We start from the raw sequence: 25,110 nt of genomic DNA, 5'->3' as shown, positions 1-25,110 counted from the left end.
GCGCCGCGAACGAGCCATGACAAGGTGGCAACCGGCCGCTCTGGGGCTCAAGTGACCGGTAATCCACATCTGTTGGAAACGGCTGGGGCGGGTGGGACCGAGCGTGCGTTTCCGCGGAAGGAGCCCGGGAGGAACAGCGACGCAAGACGGACATCTCCGTACGGCCAGCACGTGCGGCCGGGGTACCGGCGGGCCAGGATGGACGGTGGGGCAATACTGGCGAGCCCGACCGGTACCACCGATGTCAGGACCTTCCTGATCTTGAGGAGCCAACCGAATGAGCACATCAGCGCAGATCGGCGTCACGGGTCTCGCGGTCATGGGCCGCAACCTCGCCCGCAACTTCGCGCGCAACGGCTACACGGTCGCCGTGCACAACCGGACCGCGTCCCGCACCCGCGATCTGGTGGCGGAGTTCGGGAGCGAGGGCGACTTCGTCGCGGCGGAGACGGCCAAGGACTTCGTGGCGGCCCTGGAGCGCCCGCGCCGTCTGGTCGTCATGGTGAAGGCCGGAGACCCGACGGACGCGGTGATCCAGGAGTTCGCCCCGCTCCTCGAACCCGGCGACATGATCATCGACGGCGGCAACGCGCACTTCGCGGACACCCGGCGCCGCGAGCGCGACCTGCGCGAACAGGGCATCCACTTCGTCGGCATGGGCGTCTCCGGCGGCGAGGAGGGCGCGCTGCACGGGCCGAGCATCATGCCGGGTGGCCCGAAGGAGTCGTACGACTCGCTGGGCCCGATGCTGGAGAAGATCTCCGCGAAGGCGAAGGACGGGGCGCCCTGCGTGACCCATGTGGGTCCCGACGGCGCCGGGCACTTCGTGAAGATGGTCCACAACGGCATCGAGTACGCCGACATGCAGCTGATCGGCGAGGCGTACCAGCTGCTGCGCGATGTCGCCGGGTACTCGCCCGCGCAGATCGCGGACATCTTCCGCACCTGGAACACGGGACGGCTGGACTCCTACCTGATCGAGATCACCGCCGAGGTGCTGTCCCACGTGGACGAGGCCACCGGCAAGCCCTTCGTGGACGTCGTCGTCGACCAGGCGGAGCAGAAGGGCACCGGCCGCTGGACGGTCCAGATCGCCCTCGACCTCGGCGTCCCGGTCTCCGGCATCGCCGAGGCGGTGTTCGCCCGCTCCCTCTCCGGCCACGCGGCGCTGCGCGAGGCCTCGCGGGGCCTGGCCGGTCCCACGGCCACCCCGCTGGGCGAGGCCGAGGCGGCGGCCTTCGCGGACCGGGTCGAGCAGGCGCTGTACGCGTCGAAGATCGTGTCGTACACGCAGGGCTTCCACGAGATCGCGGCGGGCAGCGAGGAGTACGACTGGAACGTCGACCTCGGCGCCATCTCCTCGATCTGGCGCGGCGGTTGCATCATCCGCGCGGCCTTCCTCGACCGCATCCGGGCCGCGTACGACGCCCGCGCGGACCTGCCGAGCCTGCTGTCCGACGAGACGTTCGCGCAGGAGATCGCGGGGGCGCAGGACGACTGGCGCGCGGTCGTCGTCGCGGCCACCCGGCAGGGCGTCCCGACGCCCGGCTTCTCCGCGGCCCTCGCCTACTACGATGCACTGCGCGCCGAGCGGCTGCCCGCGGCGCTCACGCAGGGGCAGCGGGACTTCTTCGGGGCGCACACCTACCGCCGGGTGGACCGGGACGGGGCGTTCCACACGCTGTGGGGCGGGGACCGGTCGGAGGTCTCGGCGTAGGACCGTCGCCGGACGGAGGGCGCGGGGCGTCGGGGACCTCTGGGGCGCGGGCCCCGGGGGTGCCGGGGCGCGGGGCGTCGGAACGCGGGGGCGTCGGGGTGCCTGTCAGGCGGGTTGCCACAGTTCGAGGCGGTTGCCCTCGGGGTCGGTGACCCAGCCGAAGCGGCCGACGCCCTCCATGTCCTGCGTCTCCCCGGCCACGTCCGCTCCCTTGGCACGCAGCTGGGCGAGCATCGCGTCCAGGTCGCGGACCCGGAAGTTGAGCATCGTCTGCTGGGTGCGGGACCCGAAGCAGTCGGTTCCGGACTCGAACGCCGCGAACACCGTCGGCCCCGCTTCCGGGCGCCACAGGCCGTGTTCGTCGGTGTCCAGGCCCAGGCAGTCCCGGTACCAGGCGCTGAGCGCCTCCGGGTCGGTGGCCCGCAGGAAGTATCCGCCGATTCCGAGTACTCGTTCCATGGGGGCATCCTGCCAGGGGCGGGAGCGGGCCGCGTGGTGTGTGCCGGGTGCGGGCCAGGAAGCGGATGCGGGAGTACGGCCGAGCCGGGCAGCCCCGGACGGGGGCTGCCCGGCTCGTGGTGTCCCGTGCGGCCGGTGCGGCGGGTCAGGTGAGCGGTGGACCCGGCTCGGGGGCCGGCACCGGTTCCGGGCCGGGGCCCGGCGGGATCGGGGACGGGGACGGGTCCGGGCCCGGCGGGGGCCCCGGCGGGGGCGTGGGAAGCGGGGCCGGGGGCTCCGGGTCGGGGACCGGCGTGGGGCCGGGGCCCGGAACGGGGACCGGACTCGGCGGTACCGGGTCAGGGTGCGGAAGCGTCATCGTGTCCTCCAGCCAGTGGCTTCGATCGGCTCTGGACTACTCCCCCGCGTACCCCGCCCCCGTCCCGCCACTCACCCGAGTGGACTCGGCGCAGCCCCTCCGCGCTCCGGCCCCGCGCACGAGCCGCGGGCCGTACGGGCCTAGAACCGTCCGGGATGCGTCCGGAGCCACTCCATCGCCGCCCGCCGCAGCTTCGGGTCCGCGGCCGGTGCCTCGTCGGGATGGCGTTCCGCCCACTTGACGACGTACGGGCAGAGCGGCGCGACGACGATGCCCTCGCGGGCCGCGATGCCGTACAGCTCGCGGGCCAGCGAGCCCGCGATGCCCTTTCCCTCGTGGGCCGGCTCCACCAGCGTGTGCACCGGGACGAGGGCGCGCGCGGGGTCCTCCAGGACGAAGTACTCGATGTGGCCGACGACTTCGCCGTCGCCGACCGCTTCCAGGCGGCCCGCCGCCCGGTCGTCGCGGATCTCGATCTCGCTCATGGGCGTCCTCCTGATGCGATGGTCCGGCCGTACCGGCCACCTGAGCGTAGCCGACGATGATCACCGGGCCTCCGGGATCCACCAGCCGGCCGGGGCCGTCAGGACGCCGGTGGGAAGGCTTGGGAGAGTCGAGAGGTTCCGTTGCGGTTGCCCCCGCGCGTGCGGGGGATGAATGTGGCCACAGAGGCTGGAACAGCACCTGGGAGGCGCCGTGACCACCGCATCTGAGCCCCGGGTGTCGGGCCTGGAGATACGTTCCATCGACTACGTGCCCCTGAACGAGCGCCACGGCAAACTGTGGCACCTCGGCCCCCTGTGGTTCATGTCGAACGCGCAGATCGCCACCCTCGCCGTCGGGCTGATCAGCATCACCGAGGGCGGCAACCTCATCTGGTCGCTCATCGCGATCGTCGCGGGCACCCTGCTCGGCACCTTCTTCATGGCCTTCCACTCGGCCCAGGGCCCGCAGCTCGGGCTGCCGCAGATGATCCAGTCGCGGCCCCAGTTCGGTTACGTGGGCGCCCTGCTGGTGTGGCTGTTCGCGTACGTGCAGTACGCGGGCTTCAACGTCTTCAACACCATCCTCGCGGGCGAGGCCCTGCACACCACGGTGCACGGCAACACCAAGATGTGGGTGGCCGTGGTCACCGTCGTCGGCTTCGTGATCGCGCTCGTGGGCTACGACGTCATCCACAAGGCGGAGCAGTTCCTGACGTACAGCTTCCTGGTGGTCTTCGGGATCTTCACCGTGGGCGTGCTGGCGACCCTGCACTACCCGGCCGGCTCCTTCGACCTCGGCGGTTTCTCCTGGACGCCGTTCCTCGCGCAGTTCGGCGTGGTCGCGGGCTACCAGATCAGCTGGGCGATCTACGTCTCGGACTACTCGCGCTACCTCCCGCCGGACGTCACCGTCCGCAAGACCTTCTACTGGACCTACTTCGGTTCGGCGCTCGGCGGGGTCTGGCTGATGACGCTCGGCGCGCTGCTCGCCGCCTGGGCGGGCAAGGACTTCGACACGATCCGCTCGATCGACGCGGCGGGCGACAAGGTGTTCAGCGGTTTCGGCGCGATCGTCCTCCTCTTCGCCACCCTGGGTCTGGTCTCGGTGACCGCGCTGAACATGTACGGCGGTTCACTGACCCTGATCAGCGCGATCGACTCGTTCCGGAAGGTCCGGCCGACCGTCTCCGTGCGGGCGTTGACGATCGGCCTGACCGCCGCGCTCTCCCTGGTCGGCGCGCTGGCCGCGACCGCGAACTTCCTGACGAACTTCAACAACTTCCTGCTGCTGGTGCTCTATCTGTTCATCCCGTGGACCGCGGTCAACCTGATGGACTACTACGTGGTGCGCCGCGGCCACTACGCCATCGCCGAGATCTTCAACCCCCGCGGAATCTACGGCCGTTGGGGCTGGCACGGGATCATCTCCTATCTGGTGGGCTTCGGCGCGATGGTCCCGTTCTTCTCCGTCGGCACCCTCTACGTCGGCCCGGTCGCGCACGCCATGGACGGCGCCGACCTCTCCCTGTTCGTCGGGCTGCCGGTCGCCGGGCTGCTGTACTGGTGGCTCAGCCGGTCGATCGACGTCGAGGCGGAGATCCGCGTGGCCGAGGCGGAGGCCGCGGAGTTGGAGCAGGCGGCGCGCCGACACCGCGAGCCCTGACGTCCGTTACGCGGTCACCTCGTCGCCATACCGTTCACGGTCCGCTCCGGTCTCCGGCTGGTTCTCGAACTGCGTGCGGTACAGCTCGGCGTATCGCCCACCGGTGGCGAGGAGTTGCTCGTGCGTGCCGCGTTCCACGATTAGGCCGGCCTCGACGACGAGGATCTGGTCGGCGGAGCGCACGGTCGACAGCCGGTGCGCGATCACCACGGCGGTACGGCCCTGCAAGGCCTCGGCGAGGGCTTCCTGCACGGCCGCCTCCGAGGTGTTGTCCAGGTGGGCGGTGGCCTCGTCGAGGATGACGACACGCTGGCGGGCCAGCAGCAGCCTGGCGATGGTCATGCGTTGGCGCTCGCCGCCGGAGAGCCGGTAGCCGCGTTCCCCGACCACCGTGTCCAGGCCGTCGGGCAGCGACCGTACGAGATCGTCGAGGCGGGAGCGGCGCAGCGCGTCCCACAACTCGTCCTCGGTGGCGGCGGGTCGGGCCAGCAGGAGGTTGGCCCGGACGGAGTCGTGGAAGAGGTGCCCGTCCTGGGTGACCATGCCGAGGGTGGCGCGCAGGGAGGTGGCGGTGAGGTCGCGGACGTCGACGCCGCCGACGCGTACGGCGCCCTCGTCGACGTCGTAGAGCCGGGGCAGGAGCTGGGCGACGGTGGACTTGCCGGCGCCGGAGGAGCCGACGAGGGCGACGGTCTGGCCGGGTTCGGCGCGGAAGGAGACGCCGTGCAGGACCTCGGCGCCGCCGCGGGTGTCGAGGGAGGCGACCTCTTCGAGCGAGGCGAGGGAGACCTTGTCGGCGGAGGGGTAGGCGAAGCGGACCTGGTCGAACTCGACGGCGACCGGGCCCTCGGGGACCTCGCGGGCGTCGGGTTTGTCCTCGATCAGCGGTTTCAGATCCAGCACCTCGAAGACGCGCTCGAAGCTGACGAGGGCACTCATCACCTCGACACGGGCTCCGGCGAGGGCGGTGAGCGGGGCGTAGAGGCGGGTCAGGAGCAGGGCGAGCGAGACGACCGCGCCCGGTTCCAGGGTGCCGTGCAGGGCGAACCAGCCGCCGAGGCCGTAGACGAGGGCGAGGGCGAGGGCGGAGACCAGGGTCAGGGAGGTGATGAAGACGGACTGGGCGGTGGCGGTGCGGACGCCGATGTCGCGGACGCGGCTCGCGCGGGCGGCGAACTCGACGGACTCCTCCTCGGGGCGGCCGAAGAGTTTCACGAGGGTGGCGCCGGGGGCGGAGAAGCGCTCGGTCATACGGGTGCCCATCGCGGCGTTGAGTTCGGCCGCCTCGCGCTGCATGCGGGCCATGCGGCTGCCCATCCGGCGGGCCGGGATCACGAACACCGGGAGCAGGACGAGTGCGAGCAGGGTGATCTGCCAGGACAGGGTGAGCATGACGGCGAGGGTGAGCAGCAGGGTGACGACGTTGCTGACCACGCCGGACAGGGTGTTGCTGAAGGCGCGCTGGGCGCCGATGACGTCGTTGTTGAGCCGGGAGACGAGCGCTCCGGTGCGGGTCCGGGTGAAGAACGCGACCGGCATGCGCTGTACATGGTCGAAGACGGCCGTCCGCAGATCGAGGATGAGCCCCTCCCCCAGCGCCGAGGAGAGCCGCCGGCCCAGGATGCCGAGGGCCGCCTCCGCGACCGCGATCAGGGCGATCAGCAGGGCGAGGCGGACGACGGTGCCGTCGTCGCCGCCCGACACGATCGCGTCGACGACGTGCCCGGCGAGGACGGGGGTCGCGACGGCGAGGAGTGCGGTCACCACTCCGAGCAGGACGAACCGCGCGATGGGGCGGCGGTGCGGTCGGGCGAACTCCGCGATGCGGCGCAGGGTGGCGCGCGCGAAGGGGCGGCGTTCGGGTTCGGCGGTCATGACGCTGTGCAGCTGGGTCCAGGCCGTGCTCTCCATGCTCATGGGAGAGACCGTAGGACCTCAAGCTTCGTTGAGGTCAACGGATCGGGCGGATCGTGGCGCGGGAGGGAGCGCGGGGCTCGTGTAAGGGCGCGCGTAAGGAACTGTCCCCGCTGCCGCTACCCGCAGTTGTCGTGGCCTGGGGACCCTCTCGGGATGTGAGACATGTCCGCGCCCGGCAGATCCTGTGCCTGCTTCCGCTGCTTCTGGTCGCCGTCGTCGCCGTCCGGCACCGCTCCGTCCTCGTCGAGGGCTTCGGCCAGCTGCGGGCGGCCGAGTGGCCCTGGCTGGTGGCGGCGGCCGGTGCCACCTGTCTGACCTGGGTCGCCGCCGCCGTCACCCGGCAGGGTGCCGTGGTCGAACGGCTGCCCGCGCGGCGGCTGCTGGCCACGCAGTTCGCGGCGGGCGCCGCCAACCACCTGCTGCCCACGGGACTCGGCGCGGGCGCGGTGAACCTGCGCTTCCTGACGGTGTGCGGGATCCCGCTCGCCCGTTCGTCGGCGGCGCTGGCCCTGTTCCTGCTCGCGGAGTCGATAGCCCGGCTGACGCTCCTCACCGGTCTGCTGATCGCCTTCCCCGACGCCCTGCGCCTCGGCACGCTCCTGCCCGCGGGAGCGGTCGGCCCCCTCCTCCTCGTCCTCGGCGCGGCTCTGTGCGCGGCGGTGCTCGTCCTCGTTCTGGTGCGGCGGCTGCGCACGCCGATCCTGTCGTTCCTCCGTACGGCGTTCAGCGAGGCCCGTTCGGTGCACACGCGGCCGGCGCGGGCGCTCGCGCTGTGGGGCGGTTCGCTGGCGTTCCCCGCGCTGCAGGCGGCCGGACTCGTGGCGGTGGGGCAGGCGTTGAACCTGCCGGTGCCGCCCGCGCAGATGGCGCTGGCCTATCTGGCGGCGACGGTGGCGGTGGCGCTGGTGCCGACGCCGGGCGGGATCGGCTCGGTGGAGGCCGCGTTGATCGTGGCCCTGGTGGCGGCGGGCGGGCCGGTCGCGGTGGCCACGGCGGTGGTGCTGGCGTACCGGATCATCACCGTCTGGATCCCCATCATTCCGGGCGCGTTGACGCTCGGCGCCCTGGTCAGGCTGAGGGTCATCTGACGCGCTGCGCCGTCTCGGGCTCGTCGGCCTCGGCGGGGCGCGGCGCCCGGCCGGGGTACGGGCCCGCCGTGCGGATACGGCAGGATGAGCGGTCGCGCCGGTGCGGTGGACCGTTCCGTCCGGTGCGACGGCAGTTCCGGCAATGCCCGTACTTCGAGCAGGTGGACAACGTGACGACTCTTCACATCCGGCCGTCGGTGGCCCTCTTCGCGGGCGTTTCCCTCCCCGGTGGTGTCCGATGAACCGCACGCCGACCCTCGACGACTTCATGCTCGCCGGAATCGCGCTCGCCTGTGGCCTGCTCGCGGCGTTCCTGCTGCGGATCCTGCTGCGCTGGCTCGGCAAGCACGCCGACCGCACCCGCTGGAGCGGCGACGACGTGATCGTCGACGCGCTGCGCAGCGTGCTGCCGTGGTCGGCGGTCCTCAGCAGCGCGGCGGTCGCGGGGGCGGTGCTGCCGCTGACGCACACGGTCCAGCACCAGGTGAACCAGACCCTCAAGGTGCTGGTCATCCTGTCCGTGACGGTGGCGGCGGCCCGGGTGATCACGGGACTGGTCCGGGCGGTCGCCAACTCCCGCTCCGGGGTGGCCGGTTCGGCGACGATCTTCGTCAACATCACCCGGATACTGGTCCTCGCCATCGGCTTCCTGGTGATGCTGCAGACGCTGGGCATCTCGATAGCGCCGCTGCTCACGGCACTCGGCGTCGGCGGTCTCGCGGTGGCGCTGGCCCTCCAGGACACGCTCGCCAACCTGTTCGCCGGCATCCACATCCTCGCCTCGAAGACCGTGCAGCCCGGCGACTACATCCGGCTGAGCAGCGGCGAGGAGGGCTACGTCGAGGACATCAACTGGCGCCAGACGACGGTTCGGGCGCTCTCCAACAACCTCGTCGTCGTCCCCAACGGGCAGCTCGCGAAGACCAACATGACCAACTTCATGCGTCCCGAGCAGCAGTTGACGATCCTGGTGCAGGTGGGCGTCGGCTACGACAGCGACCTGGAGCAGGTCGAAGCGGTGACCATGGAGGTCATCGCCGAGGTCATGACGGACATCACCGGCGCGATCCCCGAGCACGAGCCGGCGATCCGCTTCCACACCTTCGGCGACTCACGGATCGGCTTCACGGTGATCCTCGGGGTCGGTGAGTTCAGCGACCAGTTCCGCATCAAGCACGAGTTCATCAAGCGCCTGCACAAGCGGTACCGCGACGAGGGCATCCGCATCCCGGCGCCGACCCGCACGGTGGCGCTCCACCAGGGGACGTTTCCCCCAGGAGCGCGTACCGAGGGGACGCTTCCCGAGGGGGCGGTCGCCATTCCGCAGCAGCGGGTCCCGGAGAGCGAGTCGGGCGAAGTCCCCTCCACCCGGCTCGACTGACCTGGCCGCACAACTCCCTTATAGGGTCGCCGAGTTGTCGCGGTGGTGCGCGCCGGTCCGGCTGTGCGGGGCGGCGAGGGACGGGTTCACCGGCGTCACCGTCCAGTCGGGGTGACCGGGCATGCGCGGCGTCGTCGTACCGTGGAGCCAGTCCCGCAGGAAGCCGGACAGGTCCTGGCGCGCGACCTTCGAGGCGACGGCGATGTAGTCCTCGGTCGTCGCCGAGGAGTCGCGGTGCCGGGCAAGGAAGGCGCGTTCCACGGCGTGGAAGGTGTCCTCGCCGATGAACTCCCGCAGGGCGTACAGGACGAGGACGCCGCCCAGGTAGCGCTGGTCGTCGAAGAGGTTGGCCGCGTTCGGGGCGGCGACCGGGCCGGAGTCGTGGCGCCACTGGTCGCCGCGGGCGTAGGTGTCCTTCATGCGGGCGTCCATCGTGGTCATGCCCAGGGAGTCGGGCCAGCCGCGCTCGTAGCGGTAGAGGAGTCCGTAGAAGTCGGCGTGGCCCTCGTTGAGCCACAGGTCGGCCCAGGTGGCGGGGCTGACGCTGTTGCCGAACCAGGAGTGGACCAGCTCGTGCATCATGTGCGCGCCGATCTTGCTCTCCGGCTGGAGCAGGAAGCCCGGCTTGTACAGCGTGAGGGTCTGGGTCTCGAGTCCCGTGAAATCGAAGGCGTCCGGGGCGTCGGAGTTGCAGGGCAGCAGTCCGTACGTCTCGAACGGGAACGCCCCGAGACGCTGTTCCAGCCAGTCCACGAGTCCCGGCGTGAGCGCGAGCGCCGGTTCCAGGGCGGCGGCGCGGGCGGCCGGCACGACGTCCCGCAGCGGCAGCCCGTGCGGGCCGGGCCGGTGCCTGACCACGTAGTCGCCGACCGTGATCTGCACCAGCTCGGTCGCCATCGGTGAGCGCGAGCGGTAGCTGAACGCGGTGCGGTCGCCGTCCAGGCGCTCGGTGCACAGGAGTTGGCCGTTCGCGACCCCGCTCAGCCCGTCCGGGACGGTGATCCGGAACGTGAAGTCGGCCTTGTCGCTGGGATGGTCGTTGCAGGGGAAGACGGTGTGCGCCAGGTTCGGCTGGCAGCACACCGCGAAACCGTCGGGCGTGACGACCCAGCCGCCGGTGGGCGCGGCGGAGCGGCCCGGGTCGACGGAGTACTCCACGCGGACGGAGACCCGGGCCCCCGCCGGGAGGGTCCGGGCGGGCGTGATCCGCAGTTTCTCGCCGGCCTGCTCGAAGCCGGCCGTACGGCCCTGGACGCGGACCTCCCGGAGGTCGAGGCCGAGGGCGTCCAGGGAGAAGCGGGAGAGGGCCTCGGTCGTGCGGAGTTCCAGCGTGGCCGTGCCGTCGACCCGCTTGGTGGTGGCGTCGTAGGCGAGGTCGAGGTCGTAGCCGAGGACTCGGTAGCCGTCGTTGCCGAGACCCGGGTACACCGGGTCGCCGAGGGTCTCGGCGCCTTCGGTGCCGCTCCCCCGTCCGGCCGCGAAGGCCGGGGAACCCGCGGTCAGTGCCGCGGCCGTACCGATCAGGGCAGCCACCGGGGCCGTCACTCTGGTGCGATATCTCATGATCCGCTCTCGTTCGGGCGGCCGGGCGGTCGGCTCCGGCCGTAGGTCGGTAATGGCGATCCACCCGTAATCCACTGCCGAACCGGCCGGCGGGTTGCCCGCGGATCGCACCCGGGTGTTCGCGCGGTGCGGACGGACCGCTGTCGAACGGGACCCGGGCACGAGATATCTTGATGTCGAGCAATGTTGCAGACGTGGAGCGGAGCACCGGTGACTGACTCGACCATCATCTATACGCACACTGACGAGGCCCCGGCCCTGGCGACGTATTCCTTCCTGCCGGTGGTCCAGGCGTACGCCTCGCAGGCGGGTGTCGCCGTGACCACGCGGGACATCTCGCTGGCCGGACGCATCATCGCCGTGTTCCCGGAGTACCTCACCGAGGACCAGCGGATCCCGGACGCCCTGCACGAGCTGGGCGAACTGGCGAAGACGCCCGAGGCCAACATCATCAAGCTGCCGAACATCTCGGCGTCCATCCCGCAGCTCAAGGCCGCCGTGGCCGAGCTGCAGGAGCAGGGCTACGCGCTGCCGAACTACCCGGACGACCCGAAGACCGACGAGGAGCGGGACATCCAGTCCCGCTACGACAAGGTCAAGGGTTCCGCCGTGAACCCGGTCCTGCGCGAGGGCAACTCCGACCGGCGCGCCCCCGCCTCGGTCAAGAACTACGCCAAGACCCACCCGCACCGCATGGGCGCCTGGTCCTCGGACTCGAAGACCAACGTGGCGACGATGGGCGAGAACGACTTCCGCTCCACCGAGAAGTCCACGACGATCACCGAGGCCGGTTCGCTGCGCATCGAGCTGGTCGCCGAGGACGGCACCACCACCGTGCTGCGGGAGTCCGTACCCGTCCTCGCGGACGAGGTCGTCGACGCCTCCGTGCTGCACGTGGCCGAGCTGCGCTCCTTCCTGACCGCGCAGATCGCCCGCGCCAAGGCCGAGGACATCCTGTTCTCCGTGCACCTCAAGGCCACGATGATGAAGGTCTCCGACCCGATCATCTTCGGCCACGTGGTCCGCGCCTTCTTCCCGAAGACCTTCGAGCAGTACGGCGCCACGCTCGCCGCCGCCGGTCTCTCCCCGAACGACGGTCTCGGCGGCATCCTCAAGGGCCTCGCCGCGCTGCCCGAGGGCGACGCGATCAAGGCGTCCTTCGACGCGGAGCTCGCCGAGGGCCCCGCGCTCGCGATGGTCGACTCCGACAAGGGCATCACCAACCTGCACGTGCCGTCCGACGTCATCGTCGACGCCTCGATGCCGGCCATGATCCGCACCTCCGGCCACATGTGGGGCCCGGACGGCGCCGAGGCCGACACCCTCGCGGTGCTCCCGGACTCCTCCTACTCCGGCGTCTACCAGGCCGTCCTGGACGACTGCCGTGCCCACGGCGCCTACGACCCCGCCACCATGGGCTCGGTGCCGAACGTCGGCCTCATGGCGCAAAAGGCCGAGGAGTACGGCTCGCACGACAAGACCTTCGAGGTCCCGGCCGCCGGTACGGTGCGCCTCGTCGACCAGGCCGGCGACGTCGTCCTGGAGCAGGCCGTCGCCCAGGGCGACATCTTCCGCGCCTGCCAGACCAAGGACGCCCCGATCAAGGACTGGGTGAAGCTGGCCGTCACGCGTGCGCGTGCCACCGGCAGCCCGGCCGTGTTCTGGCTGGACGAGACCCGCGCGCACGACGCGCAGCTGATCGCCAAGGTCAACGCGTACCTGCCGGAGCACGACACCGAGGGCCTGGACATCCGGATCCTCACCCCCGTCGAGGCCACCAAGCTGTCGGTGGAGCGCATCCGCCGCGGCGAGGACACCATCTCGGTCACCGGCAACGTGCTGCGCGACTACCTGACCGACCTCTTCCCCATCCTGGAGCTGGGCACCAGCGCCAAGATGCTGTCGGTCGTCCCGCTGATGGCGGGCGGCGGCCTCTTCGAGACGGGCGCCGGCGGCTCCGCGCCGAAGCACGTGCAGCAGCTGGTCAAGGAGAACTACCTGCGCTGGGACTCGCTCGGTGAGTTCTTCGCGCTGGTCCCCTCCCTGGAGCAGTACGCGACGTTCACCGGCAACACCCGCGCGAAGGTCCTCGCCGACACCCTCGACCGCGCCACGGCGACCTTCCTCAACGAGGACAAGTCCCCGACCCGGCGCGTCGGCGGCATCGACAACCGCGGCAGCCACTTCTTCCTGTCCCTGTACTGGGCGCAGGAGCTGGCCGCGCAGACCGACGACGCGGACCTCGCGAAGGCGTTCGCGTCGCTCGCCGAGACCCTCACGGGTGCCCAGGAGCAGATCGTCGAGGAGCTCGGCGCGGTGCAGGGCAGCCCGGCCGACATCGGCGGCTACTACCAGCCCGACCCGGCCAGGGCCGCGAAGGTCATGCGCCCGTCGACGACGTGGAACGACGCGCTGGCCTCCCTGAGCTGACGCGGACTCCCCGAGTCACACCGCCCCGGCCGGGCTCTCCCGGCCGGGGCGGTCGCATGAACCCCGTGCGGGCGGTCGCGTGCACCCGTGCGGTCGGCCGCTCACCGGTCCCGTACGGCGATCACCAGTCCCGGACGGCGATCAGCTGCTCCACGTCGGCGTCCGCGAAGCCGTACGCGTGGGCCACGAACCAGAAGTCCTCGGCTATCTCCTCGCGCGCCACCGTCTCGATGTCGCTGCCGGCCGCCTCGAAGTCGTCCTGAAGGGCGTTGAACTCCTCGGTGGCGACCTCGGTGAGGGCGTACAGCGCGGGCAGGTCGGCGGGCCGCTCGGTCTCGATGCGCTCGCACAGGCGCAGCAGGACCGCCTTGCCGAGATCGACGACGTGGTCGGGGTAGTACGCGTCCCGGTACAGCGCGCGCAGGAAGGCGTGCTCGGTGATCTGCTGGTTGCTGACGGGCATGGTGGTGCTCCCCCGGTCCGTGATCGTCGCTGCGGATACCTTGATCCTGCACCACGCCACTGACAACGCCTCCGGGAGCCGCCCGTGACCCCCTCCGCGCCGACCCCCGGGCCGTCCTTCGAGCTGCTGCCCGGCGCCGCCGGCTCCCCGGTGATCCTCCATGTCCCGCACTCCGCGCGGGAGATCCCGGCGGACGTCCGCGCGGACATCCTGCTGGACGACCCGGCGCTGGCACGCGAACTCGACCACATCACCGACAGCCACACCGCACGGATCGCCGCCGAGGCGGCACACGCGTGTGCGGTGACCCCGTGGCGGTTCGTGAACCGGCTCTCGCGTCTGGTCGTCGATCCGGAGCGCTTCCCGGACGAGCGCGAGGAGATGCTCGCCGTCGGCATGGGCGCGGTCTACACCCGTACCACCCACCACGCCGACCTGCGCCCCGCGGACCACGACCCGGAGCCCCTCCTCGCGCGCTGCTTCCGCCCCTACGCCCGCGCCATGACGGACGCCGTCGCCGACCGCCTCGCCGCCACCGGCCGGGCCGTCGTCATCGATGTGCACTCCTACCCCAGCGCCCCGCTCCCCTACGAGCTCCACGGCACCGGCCCGCGCCCGGCCGTCTGCCTCGGCACCGACAGCCTCCACACCCCGCCCGACCTCCTGTCGGCGGCCCGCGAGGCGTTCGCGGGATGCGGGGAGATCGGGCTCGACAGCCCCTTCGCCGGTACGTACGTCCCGCTGGCGTTCTACGGCAAGGAGCCCGCCGTCGGCGCCCTCATGGTGGAGATCCGCCGGGACACCTACATGGCCGAACCCGGCGGCGAGCCCTCCGCCCCCGGGGTCGCCCGGCTCGCCGCCGCGCTGGCGGCACTCGTGGACGCCGTGTCCGGCTGACGCCCCAGCCCTCCGGCTGGAGCACTCCCGCAGGACAGCCGGCCGGGGCCGTACGAGGGTGGGCAGCATGACCGAGGAGACCACCACGCTGACCGGCCAGGCCCCGCCCCCCGTCCGGGACTGGCCCCCGCTCGACCTGACCGGGACGGAGTTCGACCCGGTTCTCGCGGAGCTGATGCGCGAGGGCCCGCTGACCCGGATCCGGCTGCCGCACGGCGAGGGCTGGGCGTGGCTGGCGACCCGCTACGACGACGTGAAGATGATCACCAACGATCCGCGGTTCGGCCGCGCGGAGGTCACCACACGCCAAGTGACGCGCATGGCACCGCACTTCAAGCCCCGCCCGGGGTCACTGGCGTTCGCCGACCAGCCCGACCACAACCGGCTGCGCAAGGCCGTCGCGGGCGCGTTCACGGTCGGCGCGATGAAACGGCTGCGGCCCCGCGCGCAGGAGATGCTCGACCCGCTCGTCGACGGGGTCGTGGCGGACGGGCCTCCGGCGGACCTGATCGAACGGGTCCTGGAGCCCTTCCCGATCGCCGTGGTCAGCGAGGTGATGGGGGTGCCGGAAGCGGACCGCGAGCAGGTGCACGCCTGGACCCGGCAGATCATCTCCACGTCCGGCGGTGCCGAGGCCGCCGACCGCGCCAAGCAGGGCATGTACGCGTGGATCGCGGACACGATCCGGGCCCGCGCCGACAGCGACGGCACCGACGTGTACTCCCTGCTGGGCGGTGCCGTGGCCCGGGGCGAGATCAGCGAGGCGGAGGCGTCCGGGGTGGCGGGCCCGCTCCAGATCGGCGGGGAGGCGGTCACCCACAACTGCGGCCAGATGCTGTACCTGATGCTCACCCGCCCCGATCTGCTGGAGCGGCTGCGCGGCCAACCCGAGTGCAGGGGCGCCGCGTTGGACGAACTGCTGCGGTTCATCCCGCACCGCTCGTCGGTCGGCCTGGCCCGGATCGCCCTGGAGGACGTCGAGTTGCACGGCCTGCACATCGGCGCGGGCGATCCGGTCTACGTCTCCTACCTCGCCGCCAACCGCGACCCGGCCGTCTTCCCGGACCCCGACGTCATCGACGTCGACCGCGATCCCAACCCGCACCTGGCCCTCGGCAACGGCCCGCACTACTGCACCGGTGCCGTCCTGGCCCGCCTGCAGACCGAACTCCTCGTCGACACCCTGCTGGACCGGCTCCCCGGGCTCCGACTCGCCGTCCCCGCCGAGGAGATCGTCTGGCGCCGCAAGACGATGATCCGGGGACCGCAGACGCTGCCGGTGACCTGGTAGGCCCGAGCACGGGAGGCGGGGGCGCGAACACCGCCGCCGCGCGGGGCGGCTGGTGCGGATCCACCACCCGCCCCGCGCACCGCCGTTCACGCCCGCAGCCACTCCGTGACGACGACCTCCCCGCCCGCCCGCAGCCGGAGCGCGAAGGGACCGGTGGGGGGTGCGTCGCTGGTGAAGCGGCCCAGGGCGTCGGCCGTGAGGGTGGTGGGACGCAGCGCCTGGGGGCCGTTCAGGACCTCGATGCCGGCCGGCTGGGGCGGCATCACCTGACCCATCAGGCCCTCGCTCGTCACCTCCACGTCGATGCTGAGGTCACCCGCCGTGAAGGTCAGCATGCGGGGCACGTCCATGGCCCCTCTGACCGGGATCGCGTCGATGAGCGAGTCGAAGGTCAGCTCCGCGAGCCGGGCGTCCATGTCGTACAACGCGTAAGCGTCCATGGCGAGTTGACGCAGGTCGGCGGGGACCGGGTCCAGGATGGCGGCGGCCTGGCGGAGTTCCTCCTCCAGCAGGCTGTCGTCGAACCCGCCGCCGTCGTCGCCCTGTTCGGCCTCGGCGCCGGTCGCCTCCTCGTCGCCCAGGGGGTCCTGGCCGAAGGTCCCGAACGGGTCGTAGCCGTCGTCGTGCATGCCGTTCACAGCGCCCCCCGGGCGTCCAGTCGGGCCCGCAGCCGGCGCAGACAGCGCTGGCGCATCGGGCCGATGCTGCCGACGGCGATCCCCAGACCGGCGGACACCTCCTGATAGCTGGGCGGCGGCGAGGCCATCAGCACCCGCAGCAACTGCCTGCACCGCTCGCCCAGTTCCTCGAACTCCTGCCACAGCCGCCGGATGCGCTCCGCGTCCGAGGCCGCCTCCTCCGAGTCGATGAGCGACTGCTCGGGGGTGCGCTCCTCGCTGACGCGGTCGAGGAGCTGGGGATCGTCCGTGGGCATGAGCCGCCGCAGGCTCTTGATCACTTTCAGGCACTCGTTGCGTGCCGTGCTGGCGAGCCAGGAGCCGGCCTTCTCGGGTTCGCGGATGCGTCGCAGGTGCTGGGCGAAGCGGAACCACACGGTCTGGTAGACCTCGTGGCCGTCGGCGTCGGAGAGCCGGTGCGCGCGCACCACGGACCAGACCAGCGGGCTGAGGCCCTCCACGAGCGCCTTCCAGGCCGCCGCGTCGCCGTCGACGGCGGACTGGACGAGCACGCCGACTTCTGCACGGTCCACGGTGCCACCCCTCGTGTACGGCATGTCATCGTACGCCGTGGAGGGGATGGTTCCGGCCGTCATGCCGGAGGGGTGAGCGGTACGACGGGGACCGGGCGCCAGGTGGGTGGGCGCAGCGCCGGTACGTGCGCCCCGCGCACTTCGGCGTACTCGGTGTTCCCCGTGAGGAGCTGGGTACGGGCCACGCGCGCGTCGGCCTCCTTGTTCGCGGTCATGAACGCGGCGACCATGCCGGCGGCGACGGGTGCGGCGAACGAGGTGCCGCTCCAGCGCGCGAGCCCCTCGAAGGTCACCTGGTCCGGGTCGCCCGGCTCGGCGTCCCCGGCCTGGCTCAGCACGCCCTTGTGGATGGGCGACTGGCAGGTGCAGGTGTAGGTGAAGCCGAACCGGCAGGCGTCGTAGGTGGTGTGCTGGTAGGCGTACGGCACGGGCGTCTCGAAGCCGGTGAGGGGGCCGACGAGCCGCTCGCCGGGGGCGTAGGCCTTGACCCAGGAGCCGTGGTTGCTGAAGCAGGCGCCGAACTCGCCGTCGCCGCGCAGTGCGCCGACCGAGAGGACGACGTCCCGGTAGTCGGGCAGGTCGGCGTAGGCGGCGGGCCAGAACGGGGTGGCGCTCGCGTTGTTGCCCGCGGCCGCGACGAGGAGGGTGCGCTGGCCGCGCAGGGCCTGCATGAAGCCCTCGACGCCGAGGAGTCCGTCGGTACGGCCGTTCGACGTGCCGGCGGAGAGGCTGATGACGTCGGGCCAGCCGTGCTGGTCGACGGCGGCGAACAGCGCCTCGCCGAAGTCGGATTCGAGGATGGCGCCCGCGTCGTTGAGGGTGTTGCGGACGATGATCTCGGTGTTGGGCGAGACGGCGGCGACGAGTCCGGCGATGAACGTGCCGTGTCCTACGTACTGTTGGAGCACTCCCGCGTCGTCGGTCTCCCTGATCTGGGCGTCGCCCTGGACGTGGGCGAGCAGCGGGTAGGAGCGGTGGTCGCGCATGAGGCCGGTGTCGATGACGAGGACGCCCACGGCGGTGTCCGCGTCGTAACCGGCCTCCGCGGGCGCGGGGTTGGCGCCCTCGGCGAGCGGGGCGGGCACGGGCTCGTCGCCGGGGCAGGCGTTCACCGCGATCGACACCACGTGGTTGCGGCTGACCAGCCGGCGTCCGGCGCGGCCCTCCGGTTCGCGCAGGGAGCGCAGCGCGTTGGCCACGGCGTGGTCGCCGGTCCGGTCGCCGATGCCCGGGTCGCCGACCTGGATACGGGTGATGCCGGAGCGGTTGGTCTCCGGGCCCGCGCGGCGGACGGAGTCCTCGCTGAGGCCGGTGACCGCGGTGAAGTGCGTGCGGACGGTGTCCTCGACGAGGCGTGCCTCCTCGCCGTCGCGGGCGAGCACGACGCCCTTCTCGTAGAAGAACTCTGCCGAGTCGTCCGGCCCCATCGCCAGGGGGACGTCGGGCATCGAGCGTTGGATCTGGTCGAACTGCTCGTGGAATCGCTGTGGCGCCATGGCGTGTTCCTCCCACTGCGGCGGCGGTCGTCAATCAGAGCCGCCGGACCGCTACTTGATACAGCACCAAATCTGTGAGGTCCGCACCAGGGGCCACTAGGATGCGCGGAGTGACTGCGGGAAGCGACTCGGTTCTCGAACTGCTGCCGATGGTGTTCGCGGCGCCGGGCGAGGCGCTGGCCGGTGCGCGGGAGGTGCTCGACGGCGATCCGACGCCGTTCCGGGCCTCCGTGGCGCACCATGTGATCGGCATCTGGCAGCGGGACTTCGGCGACATGCGGCTCGCCCTGCACCATCTGCGGCGGGCCCGCGACCTGGCGGCCCGCGCGGACTCGGCGGAGCGCGAGGCGGACGTCCTCGGCACGCTCGGCGTGGCCCTGGTGCACGCGGGCCGGACCCGGCAGGGCCTGGAGGCCTTCGACCGGGGCATCGCCCGCGGCAGCCGGCAGAGCCGGTCGCGCGTCCTGTACCTGCGCGCCTACGCCTGGTGGGTGCTGGGCCGGCACCGGGAGGCGCTGGACGACGTACGGCGGGCGATTCCCGTGCTGCGGCAGGTCGACGACGTGATCTGGACGGCGCGGGCGCTCACCCTGCGGGCGACCGTGCATCTCGCGCTCGGCGCGGTGGACCGGGCCGACGCCGACTTCACGGCGGCCGAGCGGCTGTGGGAGACCACCGGCCAGGAGCACGACAAGGCGGACGCGGTGGAGAGCCGCGGGCTGGCCGCGTTCCGGTCGGGCGACATCCCGGTGGCGCTCCAACTCCTGGACGAGGCCGAGCAGATGTACGCCAAGCTGGCCACGCCGACGTTCATGCTCACCATCCGCCGCTGCGAGGTGCTGATGAGCGCGGGCCTGGCCGGTGAGGCGCTGACGTACGCGGACACGGCGGTCCGGCTGCTCGACGGCATCGGCGGACAGTCCACCCGCAAGGCCGAGTTGCTGCTCGTCGCCGCCCGGGCCGCCCGGCTCGCCGACGATCCGCACACGGCGATCGCCCGCGCGGCCGTGGCGGTACGGCTGTTCGCCGCGCAGCGCCGCACCTGGTGGGAGACGCATGCCCGACTGGTGCTGATCGAGGCGCGGTTGGCGGCCGGGCGGGCGTCGGGGCGGCTGGTGGCGGACGCGGCGGCGGTGGCCGACCGGCTCGCCGGGTTCGGCTCACCGTCCGCGCCGGAGGCCTCGCTGCTCGCGGGGCGGATCGCCCTGGCGCTGGGCTGGACGGCCGACGCGGAACGGCACTTGGCGGTGGCCGCGCGCAGCAGGCGCGGCGGGCCGCCCCTGGCCCGTATGACGGGCTGGGCGGCACAGGCGCTGCGCGCCCAGGCGGCGGGCTCCGGTCGCGGTGTCCTGGAGGCGTGCCGCCGCGGCCTCGACGTGCTCGACGACCACCGTACGACCCTGGGCGCCTCGGAGTTGAGGGCGCGGGCGACGGCACAGGGCGCGGAACTGGCGGCGCTGGCCCAGCGGGCGAGCCTGGCCTCCGGGGGCCCGCGCCGGCTTCTGGTCTGGAGCGAACGCTGGCGGGCGACGGCCCTGTCCACCCCGCCCACCAGGCCGCCGTCCGACCCGGCGCTGCTCAGCGGTCTGACGGCGTTCCGCGAGATCGCCGCCCGTGCGGAGGAGGCCCGTATGGAGGGCCACCCGGTACCGGCGCTGGAACGCGAACAGCGGCGCCTGGAACGGGAGATCCGCTCCCGTACCCTCCACATGCGCGGCGACTCCCCCGGCGAGGGCGACCGCTTCGACCCGACTCGCCTGCTGGCACGGCTCGGTGCGGGGCGACTCGTCGAACTCGCCGTCGTGGACGGCCGCGTGCATGTCCTCCTGTGCGGCGACGGCCGGGTCCGCCGCTTCGAGACGGGCCTGCTCGCGAAGGCGATGGCGGAGGCGGACCACATCCAGGCGGGTCTGCGGCGCCTGGCGCACCCCGGGGCGGAGGCGCGGCTGCCGGTGGTGGAGGCGGCGGGCCGGCACCTGGAGGAACTCCTCCTGGGCGAAGCGGCCCGGCACCTGGGCTCGGGACCGGTGGTGGTGGTTCCGCCGGGCCGGCTCCACGGTGTTCCCTGGGCGTTGCTGCCCTCGCTGCGCGACCGCGTCCTCAGTGTGTCGCCGTCGGCGGGCAGTTGGCTGCGCGCGCTGGACACCGAACCGCCGTCGGGCGGCCGGCACGTCCTGGTGCGCGGTCCGGGCCTCGCGACCGGCGGCGCCGAGGTCCCCGATCTCGCCGACCAGTACGGCAGGCCCACGGTCCTGGAACACGACGCCGCCGAAGTCCCGCGCGTCCTGGCCGAGTTGGACGGCGCGACACTGGCCCATATCGCGGCCCACGGCACGTTCCGCGCGGACAGCCCTCTGTTCTCGTCCCTTCGCATGGCCGACGGCCCGCTCATCGTCCACGACTTCGAACGCCTGGCCCGCAGTCCCTACCGCATCATCCTCTCCAGCTGCGACACGGCCCGGTTCGCATCCGTCGGCGCGGACGAACTCCTGGGCCTGGTCGCGGCGTTGCTCCCGCTGGGCACCGCGGGCGTGGTCGCGAGCAGCGCCCCGGTCAACGACGCGGCGGTCGTCCCCCTGATGCTGTCCCTCCACAAGGGGCTCGCCACGGGCCTGTCCTTGGCGGAGGCGCTGCGCGACGCACGGGCGGCGCTGCCCGGGGACGCGATGCATCAGGCGACGGGGTGGGCGTTCTCCGCGTTCGGGGCGGCCTGACCGGAGCGGGTCCCCGTCACGCCGTCCGCGCCGCCGGCTGTTCCACCAGCCACGGCAGCGCGCCGCGGTCGCTCGCGCCGAGGCGGGCGTAGGCGCCGTAGAGGTGGTTGCCGACCGTGCGGACGGAGAGGGTGAGCCGGTCGGCGATCTGGCGGTTGCTCAGGCCCGCCGCGGCCAGGGTGACGATCTGGCGCTGGCGGGCGGTGAGTTCACCCAGGACGAGGCCGGACAGGGCCGGGGTGCGGGCGCCCTGGCAGCGTCGGGTGAGGGCGACCGCCCGGGTGCGGGACATGCGGGCGGCGCGCGGGTCGCGGTGGGCGCGGACGGCCTGGGCGTGCGCCTCAGCGGCGAACAGCAGGAAGCCGCGCCGCTCCAACTCCTGTGCCACCCGGTCCAGTGCGGGCCCGTCGCCGTCGACCAGTGCCTCCGCGTGCCGGGCGAGGAGGGCAGGCCCGTCGCCGGGCAGCCGGGCGAGGCGGCCCGCGACCCGCTCGGGAGCGCCGAGGCGTACGGCGTCGTAGAGGACGTAGGCGGCCGGCCTGCCGTCCTCGGCGGCGGTGGCGCGCGGGTCCCCGCCGTCCCCGCGCCGGCCGGGGGCCAGCGCCTCGGTCACGGTCGCGCGGGCCGACTCCACGTCGCCGCGCGCCGCCGCGAGCCAGCCGCCCGCGTCGTCCGACGCGAGGCGGGCCAGCGCCTCGTCGGCGGCCGGTACGTCGCCCGACTGGGCGGCGGCCAGGGCGAGTTCGGCCGCGCAGGCCCGGTCGCCCGCGGCCTCCCGCAGTCCCTCGCGGGCCCAGGCCGCCGCCTCGCGCAACTCGCCCCGCAGCCGCGCGAAACGGGCGCGGACGGCGGCGTACCCGGCCGGAACCGGCGCGCCCTCCGCCACCAGCCACTCCCCCACGGGCGTCGGCAGCGGGCGTACGTCGGTGCGGTCGATGCGGTCGGTCAGCGCGGCCCGTTCGCCGGCGAGGGCCGGTGCGCACTGGTCCGGGGTGCGGGCCAGGCGGCGGGCCCGGAGCCGGCCGGCCGCGGCGCGCAGCGCGGGGCCGTGCAGGGGGTGGGCGAGACGGACGCCGCCCTGGTCGTCTACGTGGATCAGGGCCTCGGTCTCCAGGCGTTCGAGGACGTCGAGGTCGAAGTCGTCCAGCGAGGACGCCAACGGCTCGGCGAACGCGAGGCGTTCGAGGATCTCGCGCTCCTCGGTGCCGGTGTGGTCGAGGACCCGCGCGGTGCGCTCGCGGACCGCGGCGGTGACCGGCACCGAGCCGCGCCACGCCCACTCGCCGGAGTCCGCCGCCCGGGTGAGCAGTCCGCGCTCGCGCACGGCGCCGAACAGGTCGCGCAGCAGCCGGAGATCACCTTGGCAGAGGTGGTGCAGCCGGTTCACGGTGAGGGCGTCCAGCGGGCCGCCCGCGCCCACCGCGAGCAATTGGGCCGTCTCCTCCCGGGGCAGCGGTTCCAGCGCGAGACGCGGCAGCAGCTCTCCGGTCCACAGCCGGGACACGGCGCCGGGCACGGGCTCCCCGTCGGCCACCACGACCACCAGCCGGGTCCGGGAGTGCACGGCGAGCTGGTGCACGAGCGCGGCCGAGGAGTCGTCCAGGAGATGGGCGTCGTCCACCATCAGCGTCCGTACGCCGGACAGGAGTTGCACCGCACGGTGCAGGGAGACGCTTTCGGGGAGCAGGTGGGCGAACGCGGCGAAGGGCAGCCCGCGGGTCTCGGGGGTCCCGGTGACCTTGGCGCAGTCGCCGCCCCGGACGGCCTCGGTGACCAGCCGGGTCTTGCCCCGGCCGGCCGGACCGGTCACCACGATGCCGTGCCGGCCGGCCGTCAACGAGCCCTTGACCAGCTCCAGTTCGTCCTGCCGGCCGGTGAACGGCCAGGGCAGTTCCAGGGTCTTCGCGTCCTGTTCGAAAGTCGTCACGCAGATATGAGTCCGGCTGCTCAGCCCTGATACAGGGTGACTTGAGTAGCCCTCGACTCAGGCGCCCGGGAACGGCCGACGGCAGTCTGTTCGCATGACCACCCGCTACTGCTCCCTCGCGCAGCAGCCGGCCCCGGAGTTCGCACCGGGACTGGCCGCCGAGCGGCGCGGTGCGCTCATCGGCGGAAGCCGCATGTGGGTCAACGGCACGGTCCTGCACTACTACTTCTTCGACGCCGACAACGCGGCCGCCACCGACACGTCCGTCATCCCGGTCCCCGGGACCGGCGAGCGGCGGCGGGTTCCGTGGGCCGGTGCCAAGGAGCAGCAGGACGTCGTACGCGAGTGCTTCCGTGAGTGGCGGGGGCTCGGGATCGGCGTCGACTTCGCCGAGGTCGGGGACCGTTCGGAGGCGGAGCTGCGCATCGGGTTCCAGCCCGGTGACGGCTCCTGGTCGGTGGTGGGCCGGGACGCGCTGGCGATCGGGCTGTCCGACCGCACCATGAACTTCGGCTGGGACCTGACCGCACCGGGACAGCGCGGTACGGCCCTGCACGAGATCGGGCACGCCCTGGGCATGCTGCACGAGCACCAGAGCCCGTTCGCCGGTATCCACTGGGACGACGAGGCCGTCTACGCCGAGCTGGCGGGCCCGCCGAACTTCTGGAGCCGGGACAGGACACGCTTCAACGTCCTGCGCAAGCTCGACCCGGACGAGGTCAACGGCTCCGTCTGGGACCCGCAGTCGATCATGGAGTACCCGTTCGGGTCGGGACTGATCCTGGAGCCGGAGGAGTACCGCACGGGCCTGCACCCGCACGGCGGTCTCTCCCCCTGCGACAAGGAGTTCGTCCTGCGCTGGTACCCGCCCGCCGGTCCTCCGCGGCCGGCCGGACTGGTGCCGTTCCGCTCGGCCCCGCTGCGCCTGGGACCGGGTGAGCAGGCCGACTTCGCGATCGAGCCGACGCAGACGCGCGAGTACGCCGTCGGCTCCTTCGGGGACAGCGACACGGTCGTCGTGGTCTTCGAGGAACGGGACGGCGAACCGCGCTTCCTCGCCGGGCAGGACGACGGGGGCACGCCGCACAACGCCACGCTCAAGGTCAGGCTCGTCAAGGGCCGCCGCTACTTCGTCCGTATGCGCCTGTACTCCACGTGGGGTTCGGGGGAAACCGCGGTGATGTGCTGGTAACGGCATGGGTACAGCCGCATACGGGCGGACGGACCACGAGTCCGGCGCCGGGGGAAGCGGCCGGAGTTCGTAGCCTTCGGGGGAGGGATACGAGCTCCGGCCGCTCAGCCGTGTCCGACTCGGCGCGCACGCGCGGCAGTTGTGCGCGCGAGCGCGGGGAACCTCACGAGGCCGCACGTTCCTCGCGGACGTCGTCGGGGTGTGCGAGGCCGAGGTGGTCGCGCAGGGTCGGCCCCTCGTAGTCGGTGCGGAAGACGCCCTGTTCCTGGAGGAGCGGGACGACCGTGTCGGCGAACGGGTCGAGGCCGGTCGGGGTGAGGTGCGGGACGAGGATGAAGCCGTCACTCGCGTCGGCCTGCACGAAGTCGTTGATGGTCCTCGCGACCGTCGACGGGGAGCCGATGAAGGCCTGCCGGTTGCCGGTCTCGATGACCAGGTCGCGGATGGACCAGCCGTTCGCCTCCGCCCGCTCACGCCACTCGCGGGCGGTCGCCAACGGGTCGCGGTACATGCGGACTTGGGCCCGGCCCTTGGAGATGTGCTGCTCGCTGACGTCCGGGTCGATCTCGGGCAGCGGGCCGTCCGGGTCGTAGGACGACAGGTCCCGGTTCCAGACGAACTCCAGGTGCTTGATGGCCGTGGCGCCGCTGACCTGCTGGCGGCGCACCTCCTTGGCGAGGTCCTCGGCCTCGGCGTCGGTGTCGCCGAGGACGAAGGTCGCGGCCGGGAGGATGAGCAACTGGTCAGGCCTGCGGCCGTACTTAGCGAGGCGGGACTTGACGTCGGTGTAGAAGGCCTGGCCCTGGTCGAGGGTGCTGTACCGGCTGAAGATGGCGTCGGCGCCGGAGGCGGCGAACTC

At 72.5% G+C, this 25,110-nt stretch carries 19 protein-coding genes; 9 read left to right on the top strand and 10 right to left on the bottom strand.

The window, feature by feature from the left end; genetic code table 11:
• Positions 1–277 precede the first annotated feature (277 nt).
• Positions 278–1,717 (top strand): NADP-dependent phosphogluconate dehydrogenase, encoded by a 1,440-nt coding sequence (gene gndA, locus ACIPTO_RS32140; protein ID WP_401197977.1) that lies wholly within the window; start codon positions 278–280, stop codon positions 1,715–1,717.
• A gap of 105 nt (positions 1,718–1,822) precedes the next feature.
• On the opposite strand, the gene ACIPTO_RS32135 is transcribed toward gndA, so the two are convergent.
• Together ACIPTO_RS32135 and ACIPTO_RS32130 are read right to left on the bottom strand one after the other, a co-directional pair.
• A complete protein-coding gene (locus tag ACIPTO_RS32135) occupies positions 1,823–2,176 on the bottom strand; it encodes a VOC family protein (protein WP_401197974.1) in 354 nt (117 codons plus the stop codon).
• A gap of 498 nt (positions 2,177–2,674) precedes the next feature.
• The gene (locus ACIPTO_RS32130; protein ID WP_366322739.1) at positions 2,675–3,019 is read right to left on the bottom strand and encodes a GNAT family N-acetyltransferase; all 345 of its coding nucleotides are present in this window, start codon (positions 3,017–3,019) and stop codon (positions 2,675–2,677) included.
• 211 nt (positions 3,020–3,230) lie between these two features.
• Here ACIPTO_RS32130 and ACIPTO_RS32125 point away from each other — a divergent pair, with 211 nt between their 5' ends.
• Complete coding sequence (locus tag ACIPTO_RS32125) at positions 3,231–4,682, top strand: purine-cytosine permease family protein (protein ID WP_401197971.1); 1,452 nt, start codon at positions 3,231–3,233, stop codon at positions 4,680–4,682.
• Between the two features lie 6 nt (positions 4,683–4,688).
• On the opposite strand, the gene ACIPTO_RS32120 is transcribed toward ACIPTO_RS32125, so the two are convergent.
• Positions 4,689–6,593, bottom strand: a complete 1,905-nt coding sequence (locus ACIPTO_RS32120; protein WP_401198400.1) for an ABC transporter ATP-binding protein — start codon at positions 6,591–6,593, stop codon at positions 4,689–4,691.
• Positions 6,594–6,754: 161 nt separating this feature from the next.
• Here ACIPTO_RS32120 and ACIPTO_RS32115 point away from each other — a divergent pair, with 161 nt between their 5' ends.
• Both ACIPTO_RS32115 and ACIPTO_RS32110 read left to right on the top strand, forming a co-directional pair.
• A complete protein-coding gene (locus ACIPTO_RS32115; protein ID WP_366322735.1) occupies positions 6,755–7,687 on the top strand; it encodes a lysylphosphatidylglycerol synthase transmembrane domain-containing protein in 933 nt (310 codons plus the stop codon).
• 238 nt (positions 7,688–7,925) lie between these two features.
• Entirely contained in the window at positions 7,926–9,068 is a 1,143-nt protein-coding gene (locus ACIPTO_RS32110) for a mechanosensitive ion channel family protein (RefSeq protein ID WP_401197968.1), read from the top strand.
• Positions 9,069–9,086: 18 nt separating this feature from the next.
• On the opposite strand, the gene ACIPTO_RS32105 is transcribed toward ACIPTO_RS32110, so the two are convergent.
• Positions 9,087–10,631 carry a M1 family metallopeptidase gene (locus ACIPTO_RS32105; RefSeq protein WP_401197966.1) on the bottom strand — a complete coding sequence of 515 codons (1,545 nt, stop codon included), beginning with the start codon at positions 10,629–10,631 and terminating at the stop codon, positions 9,087–9,089.
• Between the two features lie 210 nt (positions 10,632–10,841).
• On the opposite strand from ACIPTO_RS32105, the gene ACIPTO_RS32100 reads away from it, so the two are divergent.
• Positions 10,842–13,061 (top strand): NADP-dependent isocitrate dehydrogenase, encoded by a 2,220-nt coding sequence (locus tag ACIPTO_RS32100; protein ID WP_401197964.1) that lies wholly within the window; start codon positions 10,842–10,844, stop codon positions 13,059–13,061.
• A gap of 121 nt (positions 13,062–13,182) precedes the next feature.
• Here the strand turns inward: ACIPTO_RS32100 and ACIPTO_RS32095 are convergent, their stop codons facing one another.
• Positions 13,183–13,524 (bottom strand): DUF5713 family protein, encoded by a 342-nt coding sequence (locus tag ACIPTO_RS32095; RefSeq protein ID WP_366322727.1) that lies wholly within the window; start codon positions 13,522–13,524, stop codon positions 13,183–13,185.
• 84 nt (positions 13,525–13,608) lie between these two features.
• Here ACIPTO_RS32095 and ACIPTO_RS32090 point away from each other — a divergent pair, with 84 nt between their 5' ends.
• Positions 13,609–14,421 carry an N-formylglutamate amidohydrolase gene (locus ACIPTO_RS32090; RefSeq protein WP_401197962.1) on the top strand — a complete coding sequence of 271 codons (813 nt, stop codon included), beginning with the start codon at positions 13,609–13,611 and terminating at the stop codon, positions 14,419–14,421.
• A 67-nt stretch (positions 14,422–14,488) separates the two neighbouring features.
• Positions 14,489–15,712: a cytochrome P450 gene (locus ACIPTO_RS32085; RefSeq protein WP_401197960.1), complete on the top strand. Its 1,224-nt coding sequence runs from the start codon at positions 14,489–14,491 to the stop codon at positions 15,710–15,712.
• Positions 15,713–15,798: 86 nt separating this feature from the next.
• Here the strand turns inward: ACIPTO_RS32085 and ACIPTO_RS32080 are convergent, their stop codons facing one another.
• From ACIPTO_RS32080 to ACIPTO_RS32070, 3 genes are read right to left on the bottom strand one after another with little or no spacing between them, the layout of a single operon-like run.
• Complete coding sequence (locus ACIPTO_RS32080) at positions 15,799–16,341, bottom strand: hypothetical protein (protein ID WP_401198398.1); 543 nt, start codon at positions 16,339–16,341, stop codon at positions 15,799–15,801.
• A 5-nt stretch (positions 16,342–16,346) separates the two neighbouring features.
• A complete protein-coding gene (locus ACIPTO_RS32075; protein ID WP_366322719.1) occupies positions 16,347–16,985 on the bottom strand; it encodes a sigma-70 family RNA polymerase sigma factor in 639 nt (212 codons plus the stop codon).
• The gene (locus ACIPTO_RS32070) at positions 16,982–18,418 is read right to left on the bottom strand and encodes a S8/S53 family peptidase (RefSeq protein ID WP_401197957.1); all 1,437 of its coding nucleotides are present in this window, start codon (positions 18,416–18,418) and stop codon (positions 16,982–16,984) included. Before ACIPTO_RS32070 ends, ACIPTO_RS32075 begins: the two co-directional genes overlap by 4 nt.
• Before the next feature lie 110 nt (positions 18,419–18,528).
• Here ACIPTO_RS32070 and ACIPTO_RS32065 point away from each other — a divergent pair, with 110 nt between their 5' ends.
• Entirely contained in the window at positions 18,529–21,132 is a 2,604-nt protein-coding gene (locus tag ACIPTO_RS32065; protein ID WP_401197955.1) for a CHAT domain-containing protein, read from the top strand.
• 16 nt (positions 21,133–21,148) lie between these two features.
• Here ACIPTO_RS32065 and ACIPTO_RS32060 read toward each other — a convergent pair whose 3' ends face one another.
• Positions 21,149–23,059 carry a LuxR C-terminal-related transcriptional regulator gene (locus ACIPTO_RS32060; RefSeq protein ID WP_401197953.1) on the bottom strand — a complete coding sequence of 637 codons (1,911 nt, stop codon included), beginning with the start codon at positions 23,057–23,059 and terminating at the stop codon, positions 21,149–21,151.
• Positions 23,060–23,153: 94 nt separating this feature from the next.
• Between ACIPTO_RS32060 and ACIPTO_RS32055 the strand changes: the two genes are divergently transcribed.
• Positions 23,154–24,251: a M12 family metallopeptidase gene (locus tag ACIPTO_RS32055; protein WP_401197951.1), complete on the top strand. Its 1,098-nt coding sequence runs from the start codon at positions 23,154–23,156 to the stop codon at positions 24,249–24,251.
• Between the two features lie 163 nt (positions 24,252–24,414).
• Here the strand turns inward: ACIPTO_RS32055 and ACIPTO_RS32050 are convergent.
• On the bottom strand, positions 24,415–25,110 hold a 696-nt coding region (locus ACIPTO_RS32050), incomplete at its 5' end, for an LLM class flavin-dependent oxidoreductase (RefSeq protein ID WP_401197949.1).

Source organism: Streptomyces sp. NPDC090083 (assembly GCF_044747445.1).
Lineage (GTDB): Bacteria > Actinomycetota > Actinomycetes > Streptomycetales > Streptomycetaceae > Streptomyces.
This window is presented reverse-complemented; position numbering and strand designations above follow the sequence as displayed.

Coding starts and splice junctions, on each gene's coding strand:
- ACIPTO_RS32130 (WP_366322739.1), bottom strand. CDS start 3,019: ATGAGCGAGATCGAGATCCGCGACGACCGGGCGGCGGGCCGCCTGGAA.
- ACIPTO_RS32105 (WP_401197966.1), bottom strand. CDS start 10,631: ATGAGATATCGCACCAGAGTGACGGCCCCGGTGGCTGCCCTGATCGGT.
- ACIPTO_RS32080 (WP_401198398.1), bottom strand. CDS start 16,341: ATGCACGACGACGGCTACGACCCGTTCGGGACCTTCGGCCAGGACCCC.
- ACIPTO_RS32120 (WP_401198400.1), bottom strand. CDS start 6,593: ATGGAGAGCACGGCCTGGACCCAGCTGCACAGCGTCATGACCGCCGAA.
- ACIPTO_RS32075 (WP_366322719.1), bottom strand. CDS start 16,985: ATGACGGCCGGAACCATCCCCTCCACGGCGTACGATGACATGCCGTAC.
- ACIPTO_RS32070 (WP_401197957.1), bottom strand. CDS start 18,418: ATGGCGCCACAGCGATTCCACGAGCAGTTCGACCAGATCCAACGCTCG.
- ACIPTO_RS32085 (WP_401197960.1), top strand. CDS start 14,489: ATGACCGAGGAGACCACCACGCTGACCGGCCAGGCCCCGCCCCCCGTC.
- ACIPTO_RS32110 (WP_401197968.1), top strand. CDS start 7,926: ATGAACCGCACGCCGACCCTCGACGACTTCATGCTCGCCGGAATCGCG.
- gndA (WP_401197977.1), top strand. CDS start 278: ATGAGCACATCAGCGCAGATCGGCGTCACGGGTCTCGCGGTCATGGGC.
- ACIPTO_RS32135 (WP_401197974.1), bottom strand. CDS start 2,176: ATGGAACGAGTACTCGGAATCGGCGGATACTTCCTGCGGGCCACCGAC.
- ACIPTO_RS32055 (WP_401197951.1), top strand. CDS start 23,154: ATGACCACCCGCTACTGCTCCCTCGCGCAGCAGCCGGCCCCGGAGTTC.
- ACIPTO_RS32095 (WP_366322727.1), bottom strand. CDS start 13,524: ATGCCCGTCAGCAACCAGCAGATCACCGAGCACGCCTTCCTGCGCGCG.